Raw genomic sequence first — 23,467 nt, 5'->3', positions numbered from 1 at the left:
GCCCGCCGGGCCGCGTGTTCAGGTGGCGCGGCGGCTCAGCGCGTCCCGGATCCGGTCGACGAGCCCGAGCGCCGGTTCCAGCAGCGTGCTCGCCGGCGGGCGGCTCGGCGCCGACGGGTGTGGCCGGGTCGGGGCAAGCCGCTTGACCTGCTGCGTCTTGCGGGCCAGCTCCCGCAGTTCGGCCGGGTCGGCCGCCGCCCGCAACCGGGGGAAGAGCTCGACCTCTTCTTCGAGGATGTGCTGGCGCATCTCCCCCATCAGCTTGGTGAGCGTGAACTCGAAGTCGGGCGTGGTCGGGTCGAGGCCCTCGATGCTCTTCATGTCCCGCTCGGCCTCATTGTGATCATGAATCTCATGGTCGGCGACCCGGTCGCCCTCGGGAAGGACCTTGCGGACCGTCGGATACAGGTACCGCTCCTCGGCGACGGTGTGCCGCACCAGTTCGGCCACGACCTCGTTCGCGAGCCGGCGCCGCTCGTCCGCGCCCGGGTCACCGGTCTCCAGCTCACCGAACAGCTCTTCGATCATGCGGTGGTCATGGATGAGAACGTCCACCAGATCCTCGGCGCGGCCCTGGGGACTGCTCACGGCCGGATCACTCACGGCGCCCTCCCGCCGAATCGGGTCGTCCGCGCGGCTACCCGCCCGCCCGGGTGCGCTAACCCGGGCCGGCGTCCAGGCTCACCCGCGCGACCGCGTTCTCGGTCAGGCTGCCCAGCCACAGCGTCGATCCGTGCTGCCGGACACCAGTGATCATCAGGTAGCGGCCGGCGGGACCGTGCAGGGTCCGCAGCACCCGCCCGGCACCGTCGACGAGCGCCGCCAGCCCGTACCGTTTCGGCTGCGGCTGCAGCCGCTCCGGCACCTTGGCCACCAGTTGCCGCACCCTCGGGTACGGCAGCAGCCGTTCGAGGGCGGCCACCCGGGGGCTGGGCAGCGCGATCCAGTAGGTGCCGTCGCCGACCGGCGCCATGTTGTCCGGGTACGCGGGCAGGTCCGCGAGCCGGGTCGGCGACCCGCCGTCGAGCGGCAGCCGCATCAGCCGGTGCATGCTCGTCTCGACGAACAGCAGCGCCGACTCGTCCGGGGTGAGCGCCACCCCGTTGGGGAAGTACAGCCCGCCGGCGACCACGTCGGTGTCGCCGCTGGCCGGGTCGTAGCGCAGCAGCCTGCCGTTGGGCCGGTGTTCCAGCAGGTCGAGCCGCCAGTCGGCGAACCCGTACCGGTCGGAGCTGTCGGAGAAGTAGACCGTGCCGTCACGGGCGACCGCCGCGTTGTCGCAGAGCCGGATCGGCTTGCCGGCGGCGCGGTCGGCCAGCGGCGTCACCGCGCCGTCTCCGGTGACCCGCAGCAGCCCACGCTCGGCGTCGCAGACGACGAGGCTGCCGTCGCGCGGGTCGACCTCGATGCCGAGCGGCCGGCCGCCGGTGTCCGCGACGAGTTCGGGCGCCGGCACGGGGCGCTGCCCGTCGTGCACCGGCCAGCGCCACAGCCGGCCGTCGTCGGTACCGGTGACCAGCCGGCCTTCGGCGTCGACGACGACGTCCTCGGGCCCGTGGCCGCTCGGCAGCGGGTACCGCTGGAGGTCGTCGAGCCGGGTGTCGGCGGGGGCCCACTCCCCCTCCAGCGGGGGCGGCGTGCTCGCCGGCGCTTTCGCGGCGTCGATCCAGCGCGGTGCGGTCGGGGTGGCCATGCGCCATTGTGCGCACACCGCGCGGGATGTCTAGTCGAGCCCCTCCCGCCCCTCGGGCTCGTCGGGGTCGCGGGCGTGCTCGGGGCCGTCGGCCACCTCGTCGGCGAACGTGGTGTCGCTGTGCTCGTCGGCGAAGTCTCCAGCGGCACCGGGATCGGCGTCCTCGGAGAAGCCGGTCTTGTCCACGTCGGCGCGTTCGGGCTCGGTCATCACATCCACGCCCCCTCATGTGTCCTGGTGGGACAGGTACCCAGGACACGCGTCGACTACCGGACCAATCGGGCCGGTCAGGGCCACATTGCCCCTACAGTGATCACATGTCACCTGCTGTCCTGCGTCTGGCCAGCGTCCTACTGGTCAACCAGGACGGGGCCATCCTGCTGCAGCTGCGCGAACCTGACGCCCGGATGGACCCGGACCGCTGGGGCCTGCCGGGCGGGCACGTGGAGGCGGGCGAGGATCCGGCCGTCGCGGCGCGGCGCGAACTGTACGAGGAGACCGGCCTCGGGGTCCACGGCGACCTGACGCTCTTCGCGCACGAGAGCTTCCCGGCCCGCCTGACTCCCGGCATGCGCATCGACTGGCACGTGTTCTACGGCGCGGCGCGCGCTAGCCAGGAGGACCTGGTCCTCGGCGAGGGGGCGGCGCTGCGGTTCTTCGCCCCGTCGGAGGCCCTCGCGCTGCCGCTGGCCAGCCGCGTCGACCGGGTGGTGCCGACGTTCCTCCGCTCCGCGGAGCACCGCGCGATACTCCGCGATCTTGGACACTTGTGAGACCTATAGGTCTCACAAGTGTCCAAGATCGGCGGAAGGTTCAGTACACCTCGAACTCGTAGATCCGCGTGGCGTCGTCGCCGTTGTTCGTCGGCGTCGTGACCGTCAACCGCACGTACCGGGCGCTGCGCGCCGCGACCGGATGGAACGTACGGCTGGCCCGCGACCCGGTCACGCTGACCGCGGGCTGCCAGGTCGTACCGTCGAGGCTGGTCTCGATCGTGAAGGCGCCGGTGTTCCACCCGGTCGTCTCCCCGCCGAGGCCGGCGTGCTTGACCACGAACGACGACACGTTGCGCGCCGAGCCGAGATCCACCTGCAGGACCCCGGGCGAGGCGTGCGAGCACCATTTGCTGTTGCCCGCAAGGCTGCCGTCGACCGCCCTGCCGAGAGTCTCGGTCGCCGCGCAGGTCGCCGACCCGGTGACCGGACGGTTCAGCGCGAGGTCGGGGCCGAGCCGCGGCGCGGCCGGCGGCTGGACGGCGCCGTCGGTGAACGACGGGGGCACGTCACCGTCGCCGGTCCCCCAGTCGCCCGGCGTGCCACCCATCGTGTACGCCAGCGTCACGCCGTTCGCCACGTCGCCGTAGCGCAGGTAGTTGTGGCTCGTGGGCACGCCGTTGACCGACAGGCCCCGCACGTACGGCGCGGTCGCGCTGCCGCCGGTGATCCGCACGTCGCCGCCGGGCCGCCGGATGACGATCTCCGGGAACTGCGGGCCGTGCAGGGCGAGCGTGTCGGCCCCGGGGGTCGCCGGGTACATCCCGAGCGCCGCCCACACGTACCACGCCGACGTCGCGCCCAGGTCGTCGTTGCCGGGAAGGCCGCCGGCCCCGGTCGTGAACGACTCGGTCATCACCCGGCGCACCGCGGCTGACGTGCCCGCCGGGTCACCGGCGAAGTTGTACACCCACGGCACGCCGTGCTCGGGCTCGTTGCCGATGTAGAAGTACGGCCGGGACAGGCCGCCGTTGAGCTGGGTGAAGTGGTGGTCGAGCCGCTGGATCGCCGTCGGCGCGCCGCCCATCGCGTCGATCAGGCCGCCGAGGTTGTACGGGACCATCCAGGTGTACTGGGAGGCGTTGCCCTCGGTGTACCCGGACGGGCTGGCCGGGTCGAGCGGCCAGGGCCAGGTGCCGTCGGCGTGGCGGGGGTGGATGTACCCCGATTCGGGGTTGAACACGTTGCGCCACCACTGGGCGCGGGCCATGGCCGCCTGGTACGTGCCGGTGTCGCCGAGCGCGTGCGCGAACTGGGCGATCGCGAAGTCCGAGGCGGAGTACTCCAGGGAGTCCGACGGGTCCTCGGCGATGAAATGCTTCGACTCGTACCCGCTCTCCCGGCCGCGGATCGCCTTGCCCTGCGTGGTGCCGCCGGCCGCGCTCTTGCGCATCAGCGCGAGGGCGGCCGCCGTGTCGAACCCGCGCACGCCGAACGCGTACGCGCTGGCCACGATGATCGGCCCCGGGTCGCCGGTCATGATGAAGTCCTCGTTGGTCGCCTGCGACCACTTGGGCAGCAGCCCGCCCTGCTGCCCGTCGAGCACCATCGACCTGACGACGTCGGTCATCACGTCCGGGGCGACGAACGCCATCAACGCCGCCCACGACCGGTAGATGTCCCAGCCGGAGTAGTTCTGGTAGACCGGGTGTCCGGCCGTGTGCACGGCGTTGTCGAAGCCCATGTACTGGCCGTTGATGTCGCTGGCCACGTTGGGGCTCTGCATCACGTGGTAGAGCGCGGTGTAGAACTTCTGCAGGTCGGCCGGGTCCCCGCCGCTCACCTGCACCCGGCTCAGGGCGGCGTTCCACGCGGCGTCGGCGCCGGCGCGTACGCCTGTGAAGTCGAAGCCCGGGTTCTCCGCCGCCAGGTTCGCGGTCGCGTTGGCGGCGCTCACGTACGACAACGCCACCGTCATCGTGACCGTCGGATTCGTGCTGGTGTCGAAGGTGACGTACCCGCCGGTGTCGACTCCGCTGACGCTCGCCGAGCCGGGCGAGACCGCGCCGCCCTGCCAGGTGCCGGACCCGGTCGGCGCGCGGTCGAACCGGATGGCGAAGTAGATCTTGTACGTCTTGCTCGATCCGCAGAAGCCGCCGGCCGTCACGCTGCCGGTGAGCTGCGATCCGTTGATCGTCAGGTCTCCGCGCCGGTTACCGGTGGCGCTGCGACTGGTGTTGACCAGGACCCGGGCGGAGGTCGTGTTCGGGTACGTCAGCTTGGCCATGCCGGTACGCGTGGTCGCGGTCAGTTCGACCGTCGTGGCGTACCGGTCGAGCCGGTTGCGGTAGTACCCGGGCGAGGCGGCCTCGTTCGCCTTGGTGTAGCCGGAGGCGTAGCTCGTCCAGTTCGCGCCGGGCGACCCGCCGAGGTCTCCGGTGACCGGCAGGATGCCGAGATCCTCGTTGTTGGGGCAGCCGGCGCCGTCGAAGTGGGTGAGGCTGAACTCCTCGATCGTGCGGTCGCGGTCGCGGTATCCCGACGGCGACGCGGTCGGGGTGTCCGGGCTGAACTGGACCATGCCGAACGGCACGACCGCGCCCGGGTAGGTGCTTCCGCCGGCGCCGCCGCCGACCGGGTCCGGCGAGTTGCTGTCGTCGGTGCCGATGAAGGGATTGATGTACGGGGTCACGCTGGCCATCGCGGGCCGTCCGATGCGGACATTTGGCTGGGCGGCGGCCGCGGTCGGGACCGCGACCGCGCCTACCAGCATGACGCTACCGGCCAGAAAGCCGGCGAGGGAACGTGGGGGTACCGGGGCAAGGGACATACTGCCGTCTCCCGTTCTCGTGATGGGAGCGATTGACAACGTTGCCAGTACGCCGTGCGGTAATAGATACTCATCGATGTAACACGGTGTCAAGTACCCGCCACGATGAGATAGGGGGTTTGGCGGGAGGCCCGCGCCGTGATCGAATCGCGGGACGTCGATGGAAACCGGATCGGAGGTGGCATGGCGAAGCGAACAGACCCGGCCACCGAGCCCGAGGCGGCGGCGCCGGGCCGGCCGGCGCGCCGCCCGACCATGGTCGACGTCGCCGACCGCGCCGGCGTCAGCGTCAAGACCGTGTCACGGGTGGTCAACAACGCCCCGTACGTACGGCAGGATCTCGTCGACCGGGTACTCGCGGCCGTCACCGAACTCGGCTACCGCAGCAACGGCCTCGCGCGGACGCTGCGCTCGGGCGGGGCGACATCCACGATCGGGCTCGTCATCGAAGAGATCGGCAACCCGTTCTACGCGACCGTCGCGGCGGCCGTCGCCGAGGTGGCGAGCACCCACGGCACCATGCTGCTCACCGCCAGCTCGGAAGAGGACCCGCAGCGCGAGCAGGACCTGCTGCTCGACCTGTGTTCCCGGCGGGTCGACGGGCTACTGGTCGTACCCGCCGGTTTCGACCACACCTTCCTGCGGGTCGAGGTCGAGATGGGCACACCGGTGGTGTTCCTCGACCGCCCCGCCGGCGGCCTGCTCGCCGACACGGTCCTGCTCGACAACCGGGGCGGCGCGGAGGCCGGCATACGGCACCTCCTCGCGCGGGGGCATCGGCGGATCGCCACACTGCTCGACTCCACCGCCGTCTACACGATGGCCGAACGCCTCGGCGGCGCGCAGCACGCACTGGCCGAGGCCGGCATCACCGGCGATCCCGCGCTGATCCGCGACGGCGTGGCGGACCCGGACACCGCCGCACACGTCACCGCCGACCTGCTCGACTCGGCCGACCCGCCCACCGCCTTCTTCAGTACGAACAACCGCATCACCGTCGGCGTGGTACGCGAACTGTGGCGGCGCGGCAGCGACGCGGCGCTGGTCGGGTTCGACGATTTCGAGCTGTCGCATCTCATGCCACGACCGTTCACCGTGATCAGATACGACACCCGCGAGCTCGGACGGCAGGCGGCTCGGCTGCTGTTTCAGCGGATCGACGGCGACGACTCCCCGCCGACCACCACCGTCCTGCCCACACGGCTCGTCGAACGCGGACTTTAGCATTGATCGGTACCGATTCTCAGCAAACTCCCAATGCCACCGAAGGTTTCTCGTACCTTCGTCCGGCAGAGTCACCGTGTGAGCGCGACCGCTGCACCATCCGTCGGCATCCCGCCCAACGCCACCACCTCCGGCACCCCACCCGTCGCGCGCAGCCGTCGACTGCCCTGGCTGTCCCCCGCCGGCCAGCCGCGATGGGCCCGACCGGCGCTGCTCCTGCTGGCCGTCGTCGCCGGCGCGTTCTACGCCTGGGGTGTGCGCCTCGGTGAACTGCACGGGTTCTACGCCCCGGCCGTCAAGAGCATGGCCGAGAACTGGAAGGCGTTCCTCTACGGCGGGTACGACCCGGCAGCGTCGATCACGCTCGACAAGCTGCCCGGCGCGTTCATGGTCGAGGCGCTGTCGGCCCGGATCTTCGGCTTCTCGACCTGGTCGGTCCTGCTGCCGCAGGTGGTCGAAACCGTGGTCACCCTGCTCGTGCTGTACGGGGTCGTACGCCGCTGGATCGGCCCGACCGCCGGCATCCTGGCCGCGGCGGCGTTCGCCACGACGCCGATCGTCGCGGCGCTCTCCCACGCCGAGATCTCCGACACGTTACTGACGATGCTGCTGGTCCTCGCCGCCGATGCGACGCAACGCGCGGTCGCGGGCGGCCGGCTGCGCTGGCTGTTGCTGGCCGGAGTCTGGGTGGGGCTGGCCTTCCAGGCCAAGATGGTCGAGGCGTGGGGCATCCTGCCCGCGCTGGCCCTTGCCTACCTGGTCGCCGCGCCCGGTACGGTGCGCCGCCCGCTCGGACACGTCGGGCTCGCCGGGCTCGTCACGCTCGCGGTGTCCCTGTCGTGGATCGTCATGGTGCTGCTCACGCCGGCGTCGGCGCGCCCGTACATCGACGGCTCGACCGACAACTCCCCGCTGTCGATGGTGTTCGACTACAACCTGTTCAACCGGTACGGGCTGAACACCGACACGGCGGTCGGCTTCGGTCGACACGGCGGCGCCGTCGCCTCGTACATGCTCGGCGCCGACGTCGCGTCCCAGGTCGGCTGGCTGTACCCGCTCGCTGTCATCGGCCTGGTGTGCGGGATCTGGTGGCGCGGGCGGACCCCGCGCACCGACGCCGTCCGGGCCGGCTTCCTCCTGTTTGGAGGATGGCTGGCGGTCTACACGGCCGCGTTCTCGACCGGCCGCGTAGCGCACACGTACTACGTGGTCGCCGTGGCTCCAGCCGTCGCGGCGCTGGCCGGCGGCGGCACGGTGACGCTCTGGCAGGCCTACCGACGGCCGGGCCGGCGACGTTGGCTCCTGCCGGCAACGGTCGCCGTCTCGATCGGATGGGCCGCCTACCTGTCCGGGCAGTACCCCTCCTTCCTGCCCTGGCTCACCCCGCTGCTCGTGTCGCTCGGCGCGGTCGGTGTGATCCTGCTCGTGGTCACCACCCTGATGCAGGGCGTTGCGGGGCACGGAACTCCGAGAGGCGGTCGAAGAGCCCGGATCGCCGCCGTCGCGATGGCCGCCACGGTCGGTGCGCTGGCCGTCGCGCCGACGGCCTGGGCCGCGTCGACCGACGACAGCCGGTACGCGGGATCGGGCGGTGGCCCGTCGGCCGGGCCCGCCCGGGGGTTCGGCTTCGGCCCGGCCCGAGGTGGTACCGGCGGCGCGGATCGGGATCGCCGCTACGGCCTCGCAGCCGGGGCCGGTGGTGCCGGCGGCTTCGACGGTGACCGGAGGGGCGGCACGTTCGAGCGGTCCGGGATGTGGGGCACGCCGGACGGTGGCCGGGCCGCCGGCCGTGGTCAGGCACCCGGCGCCTGGTCGGGACGCAGTGGACGCGGTGGCTTCGGCGGTGTCAGCGACCGGCCGAGCGCACAGACCGAGCGGCTCGTCGCATATCTGAAGAGCCACCAGCCGGGCAGCCGGTACCTGGTCGCCACGCAGGGCTCGATGCAGGCGGGACCGCTCATCCTGGCCGGGGCCTCGGTCCTTCCGATGGGCGGGTTCTCCGGACAGGTCCCGTTCCCGACCACCGACCAACTGGCGAAGCTCGTCGCCGCTGGGCAGGCCCGGTACGTGCTGGAAGGAGGGGGCTTCGGGCGGCGCGGCAACAGCGCGACGACCACGTGGGTGACCGGCAACTGCAAGCCCGTCAACGCCCCCGCGCTCGACGTGTCCGGCCTGTATGACTGCGCCCGGGCCGGATGACCCGCGGCTCAGGCGGACAGTTCCCGCTCCAGCGGCGTGCGGAAGCGCGGCACCACCCGTACGTCCCCGATCCACTTGGCGAGCCGGTCGACGGCCGCCTCCACCCCGGAGGCCACGTCGCTGCCGACATCCTCGAGCAGCCGGTACACGATCTCGCCGTCGGCGCGCTGCGCCCAGCCGCCCACGATCCGGCCGTCGGCCCACACCGTCGGCCCCACGTTGCCCGACCGGTCGAACAGCGCCGGGCCGTGCGGCCCGAGATACCAGGACCGTTCCTGCCAGCCCATCGCGGTCGGGTCGAGCGCGGGTAGCAGCGCGACCCACGGCTCCGGTCGGGGCGCCGGCTCCAGGTCGTCGGGGAGCACCAGCCCGGTCTCCCCGTCGAGATCCACCTCTACCGGCCTGATCGCCGCCAGCGCCTGCTTGACCTGGGTCGCCGTCCATCCGGTCCACCACCGGAGATCGGCGACGGTGGCCGGGCCGAAGGCTGCCAGCCACCGGCGCGCCAGCTCCACCCGGGCATCCTCGACCGCCAGCTCGGCCATGCCGTCCGGCAGCCACCGCTCGATCGGCGACCACCGCCACTGCGTACTCGTCCACGAGCCGTTCGGCCGACCGCGGACGATCCGGCCGTCGGCGGCGAGCAGGAACAGCACCCAGGTGGTGATGGCGGTGTCGCGCGCGTACGACTTGCCTTCCGCCATCCGCACCTGGCTGCGCAGGCGCGGCTCGGCGGCGGACAGCTGCGCCCCGGTCGCCTCGCCGAGCCGGGCCAGCGCCCGCGCCGTCGCGTCCTCGACGTCGGCGAGCCAGGCCCCGTCGCCCAGCCCGGCGTCCGAAATGAACTGCGTGTACTTGCGGCGCTGCACCGCTGCGATCGCCCGGGCGCAGGCAGCCTGGATGACCGGCGCCGACTCGGACGGCACCACGAACATGGTCCGGCGCATGCCGAGCATGCGGATCAGCGTCCGCTCCTCGTAGAGCGCACGCTCGATCGCCTCGACGTCCACGGCCGCCGTCCGCGCCTGTACGGAGAGGAAGACCGATGCCGGGTCGGTGGCGTGCAGCGCCACGACGCCCGCGGCCGCCTCGGCAGGGCTCGACGCCGTGGCCGAGGCGGCGAGGTGGTGCCGGGCCCCCAGCCGTGCCCGGCGTTCGTCGATGCCAATCCGCCGCATAGATGCCTTCCTACCAGTTGACGGAAGACGACGGTGGCGGCACCCCGAAACCGGGGTGCCGCCACCGTCAGACGGTCGGCTCAGATCAGGCGGTGAACTTCACCCGGCGGCGCCGCAGGAGCACCACCAGCACTCCCCCGCCGAGGAGCAGGGCGACACCACCGACGGCGGCGCCGACAGCCGACGCGCCGGTGACCGGCAGCGACGGGGTCGCCGGGGCCGGCGCGGCCTTCGGGAGGAAGGTGCCGCTGGCGTGCGCGACCAGGCTGGTCGGCACCTTGCCGGCCAGGATCACCTTCTGGGCCTTGTCCTGCCCGCCCTTGTACGTGAACACCCGCCCGGTCGGCACCAAGCCGGTGGCGCTCGCGTCGACGGTCACCTTGCCGGCCGTGTCACTGGTCAGCCAGAACTTCGTGCCGCCCTCGACGGACTCGGTCAGCGGCGCCCCGTTGGCGTCGACGATCGTGCCGCCCTTCGCGGTCAGCGTCGCCTTCGACGACGAGTTGACCGTGTACGGGCCCAGCTTCGACCCCAGCTCACCCGTCGCCTCCGGCGGGGTGATGCTCAGCGTGGGAGCGGGCTCCTCGGTGTCCACAGCGTTGTTGACGAGGTAGTCGTACACGCCCTGGACCATCGGGTAGGTGGCGGCGCCGTCCCCGCCCTTGAAGTCACCGAGGTCGAACCCGTCACTGAAGTGCCAGATGGCGGCCTGGGTCGCGGCGTACACCGGCAGTTCGGCGTCGCCGCCCGTCGGCGTGACCTTCGCCTTGGCGAGAACCGCCTCGGGGGTGACGTTGGGGAAGCTGTTGACCAGGATCCACTGCACCTTCCCGAGGTTGTTGACCTTCGACGAATCCCACTTCGTCTCCTGGTACGTGTCCCGCTTGAGCTGAGTGTGCAGGTCGATGCAGTAGGCGTCGACGGTCTTGTCGCCGATGGTGAGCGTGATCCGGGCCGCGCCCTCGAAATGACCGGTCTTGCTGAACAGCGGGTAGACGACATCCTTGCCGTGGTCTGCCCTGACCCCGGTCTTCCCCTCGACCGGCGTCGTCGTCGCGTCAGCGGCGGCTGCGACTCCGGCGGCGGCGAACGACATCAGGCCGCCCAACACCGCGACCGCCCCCAGCCGGCCCCACCTACCTACACTTGTCCGTCCCACGCGCGGATTCCCTTCCATTGCGTCAAAAGCGGAGAACCCAGTCCCACGTCGCCACGGTCATGATCGCGAGCCGTCAATGCATCGCTGCCGTCACTGGGCCCTGAGCACAATGCTTCATTGAGCCGGGTCGCGCAATACGAGAGCGAGGTACGTCCGAAAGATTGTGCAAGTGCGCAAAAGCGCGTACCCGTACGTTAATGCGCCGTAATGAGCCACTGACTCATCGTTATGAATTGCATCGGTTCGGCATCAATCGAACGGGAGCCGTCGTCCATTAAGGACGTTTTAATGCAGCACCCTCTGCTGCGTCCCTCTCTGCTGCGGCTCCCTCTCGGTGCGGATCTCTCCGCTGCGGCTCCCTCTCGGTGCGGCTCCGTCAGCGATCGGCCAGCGGAAGCATCCAGCCGCGCAGGTCCGGCCCTGCCGGCACGATGCCGCTCGGGTTGATCGCGTCGTGCGTGCCGTAGTAGTGCCGCTTGATGTGGTCGAAGTCGACCGTTTCCCCGAATCCGGGCGTCTGGAACAGCCGCCGGGCGTACTCCCAGAGCACCGGCATCTCCGTGAGCTTGTTCCGGTTGCACTTGAAGTGGTTGTGGTAGACGGCGTCGAAGCGCACCAGCGTGGTGAACAGCCGCACGTCCGCCTCCGTGAGCGCGTCGCCCATCAGGTAACGCCGGGTGGCCAGCCGGTCCGACAGCGCGTCGAGCCGCGCGAACAGCCCGCGGTACGCGGTCTCGTACGCCTCCTGCGAGGTGGCGAAGCCGCACTTGTACACCCCGTTGTTGACGTCGGTGAAGATCTCCGACATCAGCTCGTCCATCTCCGGCCGAAGCGGCTCCGGGTAGAGATCCGGCGCGCCCTCAGCCTGGAACGCCGTCCATTCGGTGGAAAAGTCGAGGGTCAGCTGCGGGTAGTCGTTGGTGACCACCCGGCCGGTGAGCGTGTCGACCAGCGCCGGCACCGTGACCCGTCCGGCGTACTCCGAGTCGGTGGCCCGGTAGACCTCGGCGAGGAACTCGGCCCCGAGGACCGGGTCGCGCCCGTCGGAGTCGAGGGTGAAGCGCCAGCCGCGCTCGTCGCGGATCGGGTCGACGGTGCCCAGCGAGATGACGTCGTCTAGGCCGAGGAGCCGGCGCACGATCACCGCCCGGTGCGCCCACGGGCAGGCGCGCGACCAGATCAACCGGTACCGGCCAGGCTCGACCGGCCATCGCCCCTGGTCGTCAGGTCCCTCGCCCGGCCGCGACGTGGACGCGGCGCTCACCCGGCCGGTGAACCGGTTGGCCTGCCGGACGAACTCGCCCCGGCCGGAGGTCTCCTGACTGAACTGCGCCACCGTCATGGTGCCGACCCTAACGCCTGCCCGAGACCCATCGCCCACGCGGGAGGACCCGCCCCCGCTCATGATCCTGAAGGATTTTCCGTGCTCGGAGACGGAAAATCCTTCAGGATCATGGCGTGCCGCCGGCGCCGACGGCGATCGCCTCCGGCTCCGCAGCCGGCGCGTCTGCCGGGGCGTCCGGGCGACGCCGCGTCACCAGGATCGCCAGCAGCGCCACCACCGCTCCCACAGCGCCGGCGAGCGCGAACGCCCAGACCGGCCCGTACCGGTCGAGGACGAACCCGACCACCGGAGCGCCCAGGGAGGTACCGGTGGTCAGCGCCGAGCCGTGCCAGCCCATCGCCTCCCCCCGGACCGAGGCCGGCACCAGCCGGCTGACCGCGTCCGAACTCGAGGCGATCACCGGCGCGCACAGGAAGCCGGCCGGGGCCATCAGCAGGGACAGCCACTGCCAGTTGGTGGCGAGCCCGACCGGCATCGTGCACAGCCCGACCAGCACCATGATCACGAAGGTGGGCCACGGGCGCGGCAGGGCCCCGTACACGAAACCGCCGAGTATCGAGTAGGCGCCCCAGGCGATGAACACCATCCCGGTCCAGTTCAGCTGGTGCGCCGTCCGAAGGATCGCGACGATGCCGACATCGGTGCCGGCGAATACGAACGTCGCGCCGGCTATCGCCACCAGCACGGTCACCAGTCGGGGGCTGAGTACGCGGTGCCGCTCGGCCGGGCGACCCGCGGCCCGCTCCTCGTCGCTGCGAGTGGGCGGGTTGAACCCGTAGAGCCCGAGACCGGCGAGGGTCAGCGCGACGCCGACCGCCCACATCGTGATCGTCGCCGAGGTGGTGGTCAGGACGATCACGGCCAGCGCCGGACCGACCATGAAGGAGAGCTCCACCGACATGGAGTCGATCGAGAAGGCGGCCCGGCGGTGCTCCTCGGGGACCAGCGCGGCCAGCGACTGCCGCACCACCGAGAACACGGGCAGGGTCAGCGCCCCACCGACGAACGCCACGGGCAGCAGCACCTGGTAGGGCAGTTCGGGCGCGACGGCCCAGAAGACCGCGGACGCCACGGTCGTCAGCAGCAGCATCGGCCGCAGCCCGCGCCGGTCGACCAGGCGCCCCAGGGCCGGACTGCCGAGCGCCATCCCGATGGTGGACAGGGCGCCGACCAGGCCGGCCGCCCCGTACCCGCGGTGCAGGTCGCCCACGACGTGCAGGGTGAGCGTGATGCCGACCGCCGTCGCCGGTACCCGGGCGAGCAGCGCAACCAGGACAAGCGGCAGCACTCCGGGACGGGTGAGGACATGACGGTACGGCTCGAGACGCATGATCTCCATGGTGCGGTAAGGAGCCGACGATTCCGAGCCAATTACGCCGCCGTTTGCTCCGGATCACACCGCAGCGCGACTTGACTTCGAGCACACTCGAACGCCGAAGGTGGAGCTCGACGGAAAAACAGCGACTCACGAACGGAAATGACCATGAAGTACCGCACCCTCGGCGCCGGCGGACCCGCGCTCTCCGCGCTCGGCCTCGGCTGCATGGGTATGTCGGAGTTCTACGGGCCGGCCGACGAGGCCGACTCGATCAGGACCATCCACCGCGCCGTCGAGCTGGGCGTGAATCTCCTCGACACGGCCGACATGTACGGCCTGGGCCACAACGAGCGCCTGGTGGGCCGGGCCATCGCCGACCGCCGCGACAAGGTCGTCCTGGCCACCAAGTTCGGCATCGTGCGCGAGGGAAACGGCGGGTCGTCACGCCGGATCGACTCCAGCCCCGAGTACGCCCGCCGGGCCATCGACGCGTCGCTGCGGCGGCTCGGCGTCGACCACGTCGACCTGTACTACCTGCACCGGCGCAACCCGGACGTGCCGATCGAGGACACCGTCGGCGCGATGGCGGACCTGGTACGGGCCGGCAAGGTCAGGTACCTCGGCCTGTCCGAGGTGACCGGCGAGACGCTGCGCCGCGCCCACGCCGTACACCCGATCGCGGCCCTGCAGAGCGAGTACTCGCTGTGGAGCCGGGACGTGGCCGCCGACGCGCTGCCGGTCGCGCGCGAGCTGGGCACGACGCTGGTCGCGTACTCCCCGGTGGGTCGCGGCTTCCTCACCGGCCGCATTGAGTCGACCGACACACTGGCCCCGGACGACTTCCGCCGGACCAACCCCCGGTTCCGCGGCGAGAACCTCGCACGGAACCTGGCGCTGCTCGACACGGTCAAGCGGCTGGCCGGCGAGGTCGGCTGCACGCCCGTGCAGCTGGCGCTGGCCTGGCTGCTCGCCAAGGGCGACGACATCGTGCCGATCCCCGGCACGAAGCGGGTGACCTACCTGGAGGAGAACGTCGCCGCCGTCGACGTCACGCTCACCGACGACCAGGTACGCGTACTCGACGAGTCGCTGCCGGCCGCGGCGGGTGACCGCTACGAAGAAGGCGGCATGCGTACCGTGAATCTCTGACCCCTAAACGGATCTTGGACACTTGTGCGACGTATAGGTCACACAAGTGTCCAAGATCGTCAGAAGCGGCGCTCAGCCGCGGAAGCCGGCGAAGATCTTGCTGAACTCGAACGGCTGCTGCGGCACGTTGGTGCACTGGAACAGCGCGCCGTTGCAGGCGTTCTTGTCGCGGTTGGTCTCCCAGAACGACAGGTACCCGACGTGGTTGGCGCTGGCGAAGGCGACCAGGTCGCGTGCGTCGCTCTGGTCGAACACGCCCTGGTCGTCGTTCTTACCCAGCATCGGGGTCACCCCGAGCATCCGGAACGCCTGGGCGTCGGAGATCCCGAACAAGCCCTTGAGCTGGGCCTCGGTCGACTTCGCCGCCTGGATCGCGAGATCGCCGTAGTCCTGGCCGGCGCGCTGGTAGTCCATCGCCATGATGTTGACCAGGTCGAGCTTCACCCCGGCGTCCTTCGCGGACTTCACGACGTTGAGGCCGTCGGCGGTGAGCCCCTCGGGCAGCACCGGCAGCGTCAGGGACACCTTCAGGCCCGGGTCGCGCTTCTGCAGGGCGGCCAGCGCCGCCGAGCGCCGGTCGACGGAGGCCTTGTCGGCGACCGCCGCGCCCTCCACGTCCAGGTCGATGAACTTCAGCTTGTACGCGTCGACCACGGCCTGGTACTCCGCCGTCAGCGCGTTCACGTCGGTGCAGGCCTGCGCCAGCTCGATCCCGGTGGCCCCGCCGAATGAGATCTTCACGTCGCCGCCGGCCTGGCGGAGCGCGTCGATCTGGTCGCCGAAGGCCCGCGCCCGCGGGTCGAAGGCGTTGAACCAGCTCGCCTTGCAGCCGGCGCTGTTGACGAACGCCATGGTGAACGACTTGATCCCGCTGCTCGCGGCAAGCTGGGCGAGGGTCGGGCTACCGGGGTTGGACAGCAGACCCATGTCGACGTACGGAGCGACCGTGATGGCGCCGCTCGCCGGCGGCGGTACGGGCTGGCCGGTGCTGCTCTTCGTCGCGGTCGGCGTGGTCGCGGTCGGCTTCGGCGCCGGCGGCGACGAGGTCTGCGTCGGGCTCGGCGCGGCGGTCGGGGTGCCCGTCCCCGGCTGGGCGCCGCCGGTACACGGCGCGCCGTTGATGGTGCAGGAGGTCGGCGCACCGCTGCCGGCGACGATGAAGCCGAAGCTCGTCGCCGCGCCCGCGCCGACGCTGGCGTTGTACCCGCGGTCGGTCGCCACGAAGGTGTTACCGCTGCGGGTGATCGTGGCGTCCCAGAAGCTGCCGAGCGATGCGCCCGCCGGCAGCGTGAACTCCAGCCGCCAGCCCGTGGCGGCGGCGCCACCGGTGTTGGTGATGGTGAACTTGCCCTGGTACCCGGAGCCCCAGTCGGAGTCCTTGCTGAAGGCGGCCGTGAGACCTGACGCGCTGGCCGGGGCCGGACTCGTGGCCGCTAACGCGGCTCCGACTCCGCCGCCGGCGGCGAGCAACGCCGACACGGTGTAGATCGCGAGTCTGAGACGATTGCGCCGCAAGAGGGGCCTCCGTTCACATCGGTTACGGTCGATCGAGTCTGACCGACACCGACTTAGCCCCTACTGCAAACTTTCTTAAGTGTACGTGAAAAAACGCTGCTCAGGCCGGCCCAGGTCGCGAAAGCGCGCCGATTACCGACGGGTAGTGACGCGAGCGATACGCTCGCGAATCACAGGGCGCTCCCCCGCGGCGGCGCTACCGTCCCGCCGCGTTCATCCGGCACCCCGGCCGCTACAGCGGCTCGTGGAACCGCGGAGCGAGATCGTCCGAGCCTTCCTCGGGCACCGGGAAGCCAGGCGCCGTCGTGTCGTCCTCGACCGCTTCGAGGACGTCGGCGCGCTCCTCGATCGGGTGCACGTCGGCTCGCTGCTCGTACTCGGGCAGCGGCTCGGGTTCCTGTATCGGCTGCTGCGTCACACCGGGGTGATACCCCGCCGTCGCGGCCTCACACCCGCGCCGAGCACGGGCGACCCGCCGAATCGCACTCCTGCCGACACTGGCTCCTCAGGTGCCGCTCGGCCCGACCGTCGCCAACCGCTGATCCTCACGCGGCTCGGCGCAGGCCGGACAGAAATGCCGCCCCATCAGGCTCGATCCGGTCGAAGTCCACCCGCACGCGCTCGCGGCCGCCCAGATCGCCGACCGTATCGGCGGAGTACCGGCCCCCGGAGAAAACAACACGTCACAGGAGTCGCACAAAAGATCCACCCGCACACCCGCATCGCAGCTCATCGTCTTGATCAACACTGCGCCCTCCTCGGCCGCGAGGCTCTCCAACCTCGCATGTGCAGTGTTTCGTGCGAAAGTGACGTTCCGCCGTTGGTTTTGCGCCAGTTCACAGGCTCTTAACAAAATCATTAAGGAGGGGGTGCCGAGCCTGGACCGATCAGCTCGCGAATCGTTAGAGTGGAATGTCGGGCATCGATGTCATTTGTGATCCGGTCGCCACTCGTAGCGACCATACCCCACACCGTCCGATATGGACGCTACACCGTACGGGCCGAAGGAGCGCCCGCCCGTCTCCGGGTCGCGCCGTGACGTCAGCCGGCGAGAGCCAGCGGCTGCTGCGGCGCGGGCTCCGGGCGCAGCGCGGGCTCCGGGCACAGCGCGGGCTCCGGGCGCAGCGCGGCAGGGTCCACCGGAGCCGGGTACACCGTACGGATCACGTTGAGGGCCCACTCCATGCGGCTGACCGCGGTCTCCGGGTGCTCGCCGAACTCACCTGCGACCCGTACCGCGCAGCCCCGCGCGCCGAACCGGCGCAGCGCGGTGGCCACCGCCCGCAGGACCTGATCGGGCTTGGGCTGATCCGACGACTGAAGAGGCGACACGAACAGCGCCTCCGCGCGGACGGCCTCGACATTTACCGGCATCGCATCCCCCTGGAGCCAGTTCCTCTGGTGTGATTTAGCTAACGGGACGGGCGGTGCGGCCCGGTACGCGTGCGGGTGCCAGTCGGTTGCGCATCACGCGTTCCCGTACCGCATGTGACGCCCGGCCGCCGCGTACAGTGCTCGGGTGCATCCGCCCACGGGCCCGGTCCCGACCTCGGACTTCGTTCGCTCCCACACACGCCTCGGCGCACCCTCCGCGGTACCGGAGGTGCTGCTCCATCTCGCCGACGAGCCGATCGACCTGTGGGAACGCACCGAGCAGGCGCGTGGCCACGAGCTCCCACCGCCGTTCTGGGCCTTCGCGTGGGCCGGCGGGCAGGCGCTCGCCCGGCACCTCCTCGACCACCCCGATCTCGTGCGCGACCGCGTCGTGTTCGATCTCGCCGCCGGCTCCGGCCTGGTTGCCATCGCGGCGGCCCGTGCCGGGGCGTCCCACGTGACCGCGGTCGAGATCGATCCGCTCGCCGGTTCCGCCATCACGGTCAACGCCACCGCCAACGGTGTCGACGTGGCCGTCGTCCTCGGCGACGTGCTCGACGGTGACGCCGGCGGCGCCGAGGTCGTACTCGCCGGCGACGTCTTCTACAGCCGCCCCATGACCGAGCGGGTGCTGCCCTTCCTCCAGCGGGCCCGGGCCACCGGCGCCCGGGTCCTGGTGGGCGACCCGGGCCGGGCCTACCTGCCCCGCGGTCTGTTCACCGCGGTCGCCACGTACGACATCCCGGTGACGCAGGCGCTCGAGAGCGCCGAATCGAAGCTGACCACCGTATGGGAGCTGCCGTGAGGTGCCCGCCGGCGGTGTAGGCGACGCCGGGCCGGGTAGTCGACACCGATGCGTACGCTCTCCCGGGGCCTGATCGCCGGCGCGGCGGGCACGATCACCCTCGACACGGTGAGCTATCTCGACATGGCGCTGCGCGGTCGTCCCGCCAGCACGACACCGCAGCGGACCGTACGGCGGCTGTGCGATCTCCTCGGCGTGGATCTCGGCGAAGGCGAGGAGGCCGACAATCGCGGCGCCGGGCTCGGGGCGCTGCTCGGCTACGCGACCGGGCTGGGCGCGACGCTCGTCTACGCCGCCACGGTGCGCCGGACCCCGTCGTGGCCCCGGGCCGCCACCCTGCTGACGACCATGGCGATGCTCGGGTCGAACACGCCGATGACCATCCTCGGCATCACCGACCCACGCCGGTGGAGCGCCGCCGACTGGGCCGCCGACGTACTGCCCCACCTGGCGTACGGCGCGGTCGCCGCCGCCGTCGACAACTCGCTCAGGTCACCCTGATGAACAGGGCGGCCCCCCACATCCTCGTCATCGGCGGCGGCGCGGTCGGCCTCTTCGCCGCGAAGCGGCTGGAGGACCGGCTGGACCCGGGCGAGGCGGACCTCTGCCTCGTCGATCCCCTGTCCTACACGACCTATCACCCGCTGCTGGCCGAGGTCGCCGCCAGCACCGTCGAGCCGCGGCACGTAGCCGTCCCGCTGCGCCGGATCCTCAGCCGGTTCTACATCTGCAACAGCCAGGTCGTCGGGATCCGACACGCCGACCGTACGGCGCGGGTACGGCTCGTCAACGGCGAGGAGCGCGACATCCCCTACGACCATGTGGTGATCGCCCCCGGCTCGGTCTCGAAGACGGCCCCGGTACCCGGGCTCGCCGAGCTGGCCGTCGGTTTCAAGACTCTCGGAGAGGCTGTCTTCCTGCGCAACCGCGTGATCACCCAGCTGTCGCTGGCCGCGTCCACGACCGACCCGCATTCACGCCGGCGCTCCCTGACGTTCGTGCTCGTCGGCGCCAGCTTCGCCGGCGTCGAGGCGCTCGGCGAACTGTCGGACCTGTCACACCAGGCCATCCGGGCGTTCCGGGGGCTGCGCCGCGAGGAGCTGCGCTGGATCCTCGTCGAGCCCGGCGACCGCATCCTGCCGGAGGTCACCCCTGACCTCAGCGAATACATCGCGAACGTGCTGCGCGAGCGAGGCGTGGAGATCCGCCTCGACACGACCATCGCCTCGTGCGTCGGCGGCCGGATCAGGTTCGGCGGCCGGTACGCCCACGACATCGTCGAAGCCAACACGCTGATCTGGACGGCGGGTCAACAGCCCAACCCGGTAGTCGAAGACACCGACCTGCCCCGCGACGACCAGGGCCGCCTACTCGCCGACGCCTATCTGCGGGTGCGAGGCCTGCGGGGCGCGTGGACAGGCGGCGACTGCGCCGCCGTGCCCGACCTGACCAGCGACGATCCGAACGCGCTGTGTGCTCCCACGGCCCAGCACGCGATCCGACAGGGCCGGCGGATCGCCGACAACCTGATCTCCGAGCTCCGCGGCCGGCACAGTGCCCCTCCCGAGCCGTACCGGCACCGCTTCATCGGCGTCGTCGCCGGCCTCGGGCGGCTCGAAGGGGTGGCCCAGGTGTACGACATCCACCTGCGTGGGCTGCCTGCGTGGGTGCTGCACCGCGGGTATCACCTGATGATGCTGCCGAGCACGCACCGCAAGATGCGGGTGCTCACCGATTGGATCATCGATGCCGTGTTCCCGCGGGACATCACCGCCCTGGGCGAGCTGGAGGAGCCGCGCAAGCCGCTGCAGACCGCGGCGCGGGCGCCGTCGCTGGTGACCCAGTCGCCACGCGTACCCGAACCGGCGTAGCCGGCGGACCCGCCCGCGTCAGGCGCCCGGGATCGATGATCCCGATTGTCCCGGGCTCGACTGTTCCGGGCTCGATTGTCCCGGGCCCGACTGTTCCGGGCCCGACTGTTCCGGCCCCGACTCGAGCAGCGGGAACAGGCGGGCCACGACCGCGACGGGTGCGGCGCCCGGCGGCCGGGTGGCCGGTCGATCCTCGCGCTGCCGGTACCCGGCGATCAGCCGCCGGATCGCGTCCCCCATCTCGGTCAGCTCCTCAGGCGTGAGGTAGAGGACCTGGCTGAACGCCTCGTCACGCCGCCAGCAGGCGGGTACGCGGTCGCGTTGGGCGAGCCAGCGCCGGTAGCTCTCGTCTTCCAGCCCGCGGGCCAGCCCGTCCAGGTCCGCCCCGACGGCCGGGTCCGGAGCGGTCGGGGCGGACGCCACCCGCCAGGGGCGTACCCGCCCGCGGACGGCCGGCGCTTCTTCGATCAGCCCGTACCGGGCCAGCTGCCGCAGGTGGAACGAGTAGAGCCCGGTATTGCCGCCAAGCTCCCGCGCCGCCTCGGCCGAGGTCAGGGTGCCGCGCGCGGTGACCAGCTCCATGAGCGCCGCGCGGACCGGGTGGGCCAGCGCCGCTTCGGCTGCTTCGGCTGACCCCGCGTGTCGCTGCCCGGCAGGCGGCCTCCCGGTCTCCCCCGGCCGCTCCGTCCCCCCCGGCCGCTCCGTCCCCCCCGGCCGCTCCGTCTCCCCCGGTCGCACTGTCGCTCGCTGTCGCCCCTTCATTTTGCAAACTATGCTGCTTTGCAAAGAGGTCGTCAACCACCCGAGGAGCGCCATGGCAGTCCTACCCGTACGCCTTTTCGGAGACCCGGTCCTCACGACGCCGGCCGACGAGGTGACGACGTTCGACCGCGAGCTGCGGACTCTGGTCAACGATCTCCGTGACACGCTGCGCGACGCGGAGGGCGCCGGGCTGGCCGCTCCCCAGCTCGGGGTCGGCCTGCGGGTCTTCGTGTTCCATGTGGACGGTGTGGACGGCCACCTGGTCAACCCGACGCTGCGCTTCCCCGACGACGAGGAGCAGGACGGCCCGGAGGGCTGCCTGTCCCTGCCCGGGTTGTACTTCGACACCATGCGACGGATGAACGTCGTCGCCAAGGGCTTCTCCATGCACGGCGATCCGGTCCAGATCGTCGGTTCCGGGATGATGGCGCGCTGCCTGCAGCACGAGACCGACCACCTCGACGGGGTGCTGTTCATCGACCGGATGGACGCCGCCCGGCGCAAGGCCGCGATGAAAGAGATCCGTAAGGCGCCGTGGAACGGCGGGGCCGCGCCGCGCGTCAAGCTCAGTCCGCACCCCATCTTCGGACCGCTGGGCTGACTCTTCGGCCGGCCGGGGCGCCCGCCGATATCGCGACCCCTCTGTACATCCGGGCCGACCTCCGGTATCCATTGACGAACACGAATCTGTGCCACTCCCCGTGGCCGTCGTGGCATCTCGTCGTGGACATCCCGGAGGGGACGAGCGTGTCGATACTTCCAGGGCGCCGGCTGCTCGTCGCGACCGGCACGGTGGTCGTCGCCGTGCCGGTCGCGTTCGCCGCGGGCGCCTTCCTGGCTCCGGGCAACCAGACCCGCTGGCAGAGCCCGGTCCTCACCGCCGCGACCAGTCCCGCACCGGTCACGGCGGTCGCGCGCGCCGCCGCCACCCCTACCGGCGGGGTGCAGCGCCTGTCCGCGCGGGACCTGCGCATCGCCTCCTACGACCGCGCCAGCGGCCGAGCGAAGCTCACCGCCGCCGCGCCCGCCGGCAATGCTCCCTCCAAGGCTCCCTCCAAGGCTCCCTCCAAGGCTCCCTCCAAGGCTCCCTCGGCACCCGCCTCCCCGCCGGCGGTGAAGGCCGGCGACATCATCGCCAGCGCGAGCACACCGCAACTGCCGCAGGGAGCGCTGATCAAAGTTGTGGACCCCACGCCGGACCGTACCGGCGCGGTGGCGGTACAGCCGGCCACCCTTCCCGACCTGCTCGGCGACGCGACCGTCAACTCGACGACTCCGGTGCGGCCGACGGACCTGACGGTGAAGCCGCTCCGCCAGGGCGTCTCCGCGAGGGTCGACCCGGCGCGGCCGGCAGCGAACCCGTCGGCACCGACGGCAACGCCGGCGCCGACACCGGCCCCACCGTCGACGCGCCCGCCGGCGGCCGGCGCCCCCGCCGCCGAGCCGGGCCGGGCCCTGCCCGCCGCCGACGTGATCGCGCCCGCGCCGTTGCCGACCACTGCCGGCGACGGCCGGTTCCCCGTGGGCGGGCAGGTCGCACTCGACCTCGACCTCCCGCTGGGCGACCTGGGGTACACCGGCACGTCGCAGGGCGGGCCCACCCTCGCGGGGTGGATCCGCTTCCAGCCCCAGGTGATCTTCAAGTACCAGCGGGACCCGGCCGCCGGGGCGGCGCCGTCACAGGCGGCGATCGGCATCGGCGGCGCGTACGACCAGGGCTTCAAGGTGCACGCCACGTTCGCCGGCAAGGCCGACTCCGGCCGGCAGCCGGTGCGGCTGCCGTTCGCCGAGGTCCACGTGCAGACCACGGTGTTCGTCCTGGGGTTCCCCGTCGTGGTCGGCGCCGACCTGACGTACTTCTACCAGGTCACCGCGACCGGTCAGGTCAGCATCGACGCCGAGGAGAAGACCGCCGGTGAGATGTCGCTGGGCGCCGAGTACCGCGACGGCGAGTGGAGCCGGCTGCCGGTGGCGACCGCGACCACCACCCCCGGCACGCACCTGACCCTCAGCGGATCCGCCGAGGCGACGGCGACGGTCGGGGCGCAGCTCACGGTGGCGCTGTACGGATCGGCCGGCGCCACCCTGGAGTGGGCGCCGTACCTGCGAGCCACGATCGGGGCCGTGATCCCGTCCGTCAACTGGGCCGTCTACGCCGGGTACGACCTGCGCCCGTCGCTGTTCGTACAGTTGCAGATCTTCGGCATCCCCATCGTCGGCGCGAAGCGGGACCTCCCCGCTCTGCACGGTGAATGGAGGCTCGCCAACGGCGTCCTCCGGCCCCATGCCCCATGATCGGCCCCGCCTCCCATGATCGCGGAAACTTTTCCGC

Annotated in this window: 22 protein-coding genes; 9 read left to right on the top strand and 13 right to left on the bottom strand. The window is 71.3% G+C overall.

What is annotated here, in order from left to right:
* Positions 1–18 precede the first annotated feature (18 nt).
* Genes HC031_RS18740 through HC031_RS33220 form a run of 3 tightly spaced genes read right to left on the bottom strand, consistent with a single transcriptional unit; the run spans position 19 to position 1,912 of the window.
* The gene (locus HC031_RS18740) at positions 19–603 is read right to left on the bottom strand and encodes a hemerythrin domain-containing protein (RefSeq protein ID WP_338090728.1); all 585 of its coding nucleotides are present in this window, start codon (positions 601–603) and stop codon (positions 19–21) included.
* A gap of 55 nt (positions 604–658) precedes the next feature.
* Positions 659–1,693 (bottom strand): SMP-30/gluconolactonase/LRE family protein, encoded by a 1,035-nt coding sequence (locus HC031_RS18735; protein ID WP_167926640.1) that lies wholly within the window; start codon positions 1,691–1,693, stop codon positions 659–661.
* A 30-nt stretch (positions 1,694–1,723) separates the two neighbouring features.
* On the bottom strand, positions 1,724–1,912 hold the full coding sequence (locus tag HC031_RS33220) for a hypothetical protein (RefSeq protein WP_167926639.1): 189 nt from the start codon (positions 1,910–1,912) through the stop codon (positions 1,724–1,726).
* Positions 1,913–2,010: 98 nt separating this feature from the next.
* Between HC031_RS33220 and HC031_RS33215 the strand changes: the two genes are divergently transcribed.
* Complete coding sequence (locus HC031_RS33215) at positions 2,011–2,466, top strand: NUDIX domain-containing protein (protein ID WP_240942668.1); 456 nt, start codon at positions 2,011–2,013, stop codon at positions 2,464–2,466.
* Positions 2,467–2,506: 40 nt separating this feature from the next.
* Here HC031_RS33215 and HC031_RS18720 read toward each other — a convergent pair whose 3' ends face one another.
* Positions 2,507–5,236, bottom strand: coding sequence for a GH92 family glycosyl hydrolase (locus tag HC031_RS18720; protein WP_167926637.1), 2,730 nt, complete (start codon positions 5,234–5,236; stop codon positions 2,507–2,509).
* Between the two features lie 255 nt (positions 5,237–5,491).
* On the opposite strand from HC031_RS18720, the gene HC031_RS18715 reads away from it, so the two are divergent.
* Positions 5,492–6,460: a LacI family DNA-binding transcriptional regulator gene (locus tag HC031_RS18715; RefSeq protein ID WP_167926713.1), complete on the top strand. Its 969-nt coding sequence runs from the start codon at positions 5,492–5,494 to the stop codon at positions 6,458–6,460.
* 78 nt (positions 6,461–6,538) lie between these two features.
* Positions 6,539–8,659, top strand: coding sequence for a glycosyltransferase family 39 protein (locus tag HC031_RS18710; RefSeq protein ID WP_167926636.1), 2,121 nt, complete (start codon positions 6,539–6,541; stop codon positions 8,657–8,659).
* Between the two features lie 8 nt (positions 8,660–8,667).
* Here HC031_RS18710 and HC031_RS18705 read toward each other — a convergent pair whose 3' ends face one another.
* The 4 genes from HC031_RS18705 to HC031_RS18690 form a co-directional block, all read right to left on the bottom strand.
* Entirely contained in the window at positions 8,668–9,837 is a 1,170-nt protein-coding gene (locus tag HC031_RS18705) for a winged helix DNA-binding domain-containing protein (RefSeq protein WP_167926635.1), read from the bottom strand.
* 85 nt (positions 9,838–9,922) lie between these two features.
* Positions 9,923–10,996, bottom strand: a complete 1,074-nt coding sequence (locus HC031_RS18700; RefSeq protein WP_167926634.1) for a Cys-Gln thioester bond-forming surface protein — start codon at positions 10,994–10,996, stop codon at positions 9,923–9,925.
* A gap of 376 nt (positions 10,997–11,372) precedes the next feature.
* On the bottom strand, positions 11,373–12,338 hold the full coding sequence (locus tag HC031_RS18695; RefSeq protein ID WP_167926633.1) for a glutathione S-transferase family protein: 966 nt from the start codon (positions 12,336–12,338) through the stop codon (positions 11,373–11,375).
* 109 nt (positions 12,339–12,447) lie between these two features.
* Entirely contained in the window at positions 12,448–13,671 is a 1,224-nt protein-coding gene (locus HC031_RS18690) for an MFS transporter (protein WP_167926632.1), read from the bottom strand.
* A gap of 153 nt (positions 13,672–13,824) precedes the next feature.
* Here HC031_RS18690 and HC031_RS18685 point away from each other — a divergent pair, with 153 nt between their 5' ends.
* On the top strand, positions 13,825–14,808 hold the full coding sequence (locus HC031_RS18685; protein WP_167926631.1) for an aldo/keto reductase: 984 nt from the start codon (positions 13,825–13,827) through the stop codon (positions 14,806–14,808).
* Positions 14,809–14,880: 72 nt separating this feature from the next.
* On the opposite strand, the gene HC031_RS18680 is transcribed toward HC031_RS18685, so the two are convergent.
* The 4 genes from HC031_RS18680 to HC031_RS32555 form a co-directional block, all read right to left on the bottom strand.
* Positions 14,881–16,323, bottom strand: coding sequence for a cellulose binding domain-containing protein (locus HC031_RS18680; protein WP_167926630.1), 1,443 nt, complete (start codon positions 16,321–16,323; stop codon positions 14,881–14,883).
* Positions 16,324–16,555: 232 nt separating this feature from the next.
* Positions 16,556–16,741: a hypothetical protein gene (locus HC031_RS18675; protein ID WP_167926629.1), complete on the bottom strand. Its 186-nt coding sequence runs from the start codon at positions 16,739–16,741 to the stop codon at positions 16,556–16,558.
* 87 nt (positions 16,742–16,828) lie between these two features.
* Positions 16,829–17,071: a hypothetical protein gene (locus tag HC031_RS18670; RefSeq protein WP_167926628.1), complete on the bottom strand. Its 243-nt coding sequence runs from the start codon at positions 17,069–17,071 to the stop codon at positions 16,829–16,831.
* Positions 17,072–17,364: 293 nt separating this feature from the next.
* Positions 17,365–17,697: a hypothetical protein gene (locus tag HC031_RS32555; protein ID WP_205862919.1), complete on the bottom strand. Its 333-nt coding sequence runs from the start codon at positions 17,695–17,697 to the stop codon at positions 17,365–17,367.
* A 145-nt stretch (positions 17,698–17,842) separates the two neighbouring features.
* Here HC031_RS32555 and HC031_RS18660 point away from each other — a divergent pair, with 145 nt between their 5' ends.
* Genes HC031_RS18660 through HC031_RS18650 form a run of 3 tightly spaced genes read left to right on the top strand, consistent with a single transcriptional unit; the run spans position 17,843 to position 20,373 of the window.
* A complete protein-coding gene (locus tag HC031_RS18660) occupies positions 17,843–18,502 on the top strand; it encodes a class I SAM-dependent methyltransferase (protein ID WP_167926627.1) in 660 nt (219 codons plus the stop codon).
* A gap of 48 nt (positions 18,503–18,550) precedes the next feature.
* Entirely contained in the window at positions 18,551–19,003 is a 453-nt protein-coding gene (locus tag HC031_RS18655; protein WP_167926626.1) for a hypothetical protein, read from the top strand.
* Positions 19,003–20,373, top strand: coding sequence for an NAD(P)/FAD-dependent oxidoreductase (locus tag HC031_RS18650; protein ID WP_167926625.1), 1,371 nt, complete (start codon positions 19,003–19,005; stop codon positions 20,371–20,373). Before HC031_RS18655 ends, HC031_RS18650 begins: the two co-directional genes overlap by 1 nt.
* A gap of 18 nt (positions 20,374–20,391) precedes the next feature.
* On the opposite strand, the gene HC031_RS18645 is transcribed toward HC031_RS18650, so the two are convergent.
* Positions 20,392–21,135 (bottom strand): helix-turn-helix domain-containing protein, encoded by a 744-nt coding sequence (locus tag HC031_RS18645; protein WP_167926624.1) that lies wholly within the window; start codon positions 21,133–21,135, stop codon positions 20,392–20,394.
* Between the two features lie 52 nt (positions 21,136–21,187).
* Here HC031_RS18645 and def point away from each other — a divergent pair, with 52 nt between their 5' ends.
* Positions 21,188–21,736, top strand: coding sequence for a peptide deformylase (gene def / locus HC031_RS18640; RefSeq protein WP_167926623.1), 549 nt, complete (start codon positions 21,188–21,190; stop codon positions 21,734–21,736).
* Positions 21,737–21,882: 146 nt separating this feature from the next.
* Complete coding sequence (locus tag HC031_RS18635; RefSeq protein WP_167926622.1) at positions 21,883–23,430, top strand: hypothetical protein; 1,548 nt, start codon at positions 21,883–21,885, stop codon at positions 23,428–23,430.
* Positions 23,431–23,467 lie beyond the last annotated feature (37 nt).

Origin of the sequence: Planosporangium thailandense, from assembly GCF_011947195.1 — a bacterium.
Classification (GTDB): domain Bacteria; phylum Actinomycetota; class Actinomycetes; order Mycobacteriales; family Micromonosporaceae; genus Planosporangium; species Planosporangium thailandense.
This window is presented reverse-complemented; position numbering and strand designations above follow the sequence as displayed.

What these genes read in the sequence shown, in the direction of transcription:
- HC031_RS18735 (WP_167926640.1), bottom strand. Translation starts at nt 1,693, where the DNA reads ATGGCCACCCCGACCGCACCGCGCTGGATCGACGCCGCGAAAGCGCCG.
- HC031_RS33215 (WP_240942668.1), top strand. Translation starts at nt 2,011, where the DNA reads ATGTCACCTGCTGTCCTGCGTCTGGCCAGCGTCCTACTGGTCAACCAG.
- HC031_RS18720 (WP_167926637.1), bottom strand. Translation starts at nt 5,236, where the DNA reads ATGTCCCTTGCCCCGGTACCCCCACGTTCCCTCGCCGGCTTTCTGGCC.
- HC031_RS18715 (WP_167926713.1), top strand. Translation starts at nt 5,492, where the DNA reads ATGGTCGACGTCGCCGACCGCGCCGGCGTCAGCGTCAAGACCGTGTCA.
- HC031_RS18705 (WP_167926635.1), bottom strand. Translation starts at nt 9,837, where the DNA reads ATGCGGCGGATTGGCATCGACGAACGCCGGGCACGGCTGGGGGCCCGG.
- HC031_RS18695 (WP_167926633.1), bottom strand. Translation starts at nt 12,338, where the DNA reads ATGACGGTGGCGCAGTTCAGTCAGGAGACCTCCGGCCGGGGCGAGTTC.
- HC031_RS18690 (WP_167926632.1), bottom strand. Translation starts at nt 13,671, where the DNA reads ATGCGTCTCGAGCCGTACCGTCATGTCCTCACCCGTCCCGGAGTGCTG.
- HC031_RS18685 (WP_167926631.1), top strand. Translation starts at nt 13,825, where the DNA reads ATGAAGTACCGCACCCTCGGCGCCGGCGGACCCGCGCTCTCCGCGCTC.
- HC031_RS32555 (WP_205862919.1), bottom strand. Translation starts at nt 17,697, where the DNA reads ATGCCGGTAAATGTCGAGGCCGTCCGCGCGGAGGCGCTGTTCGTGTCG.
- HC031_RS18655 (WP_167926626.1), top strand. Translation starts at nt 18,551, where the DNA reads ATGCGTACGCTCTCCCGGGGCCTGATCGCCGGCGCGGCGGGCACGATC.
- HC031_RS18650 (WP_167926625.1), top strand. Translation starts at nt 19,003, where the DNA reads ATGAACAGGGCGGCCCCCCACATCCTCGTCATCGGCGGCGGCGCGGTC.
- HC031_RS18645 (WP_167926624.1), bottom strand. Translation starts at nt 21,135, where the DNA reads ATGAAGGGGCGACAGCGAGCGACAGTGCGACCGGGGGAGACGGAGCGG.
- def (WP_167926623.1), top strand. Translation starts at nt 21,188, where the DNA reads ATGGCAGTCCTACCCGTACGCCTTTTCGGAGACCCGGTCCTCACGACG.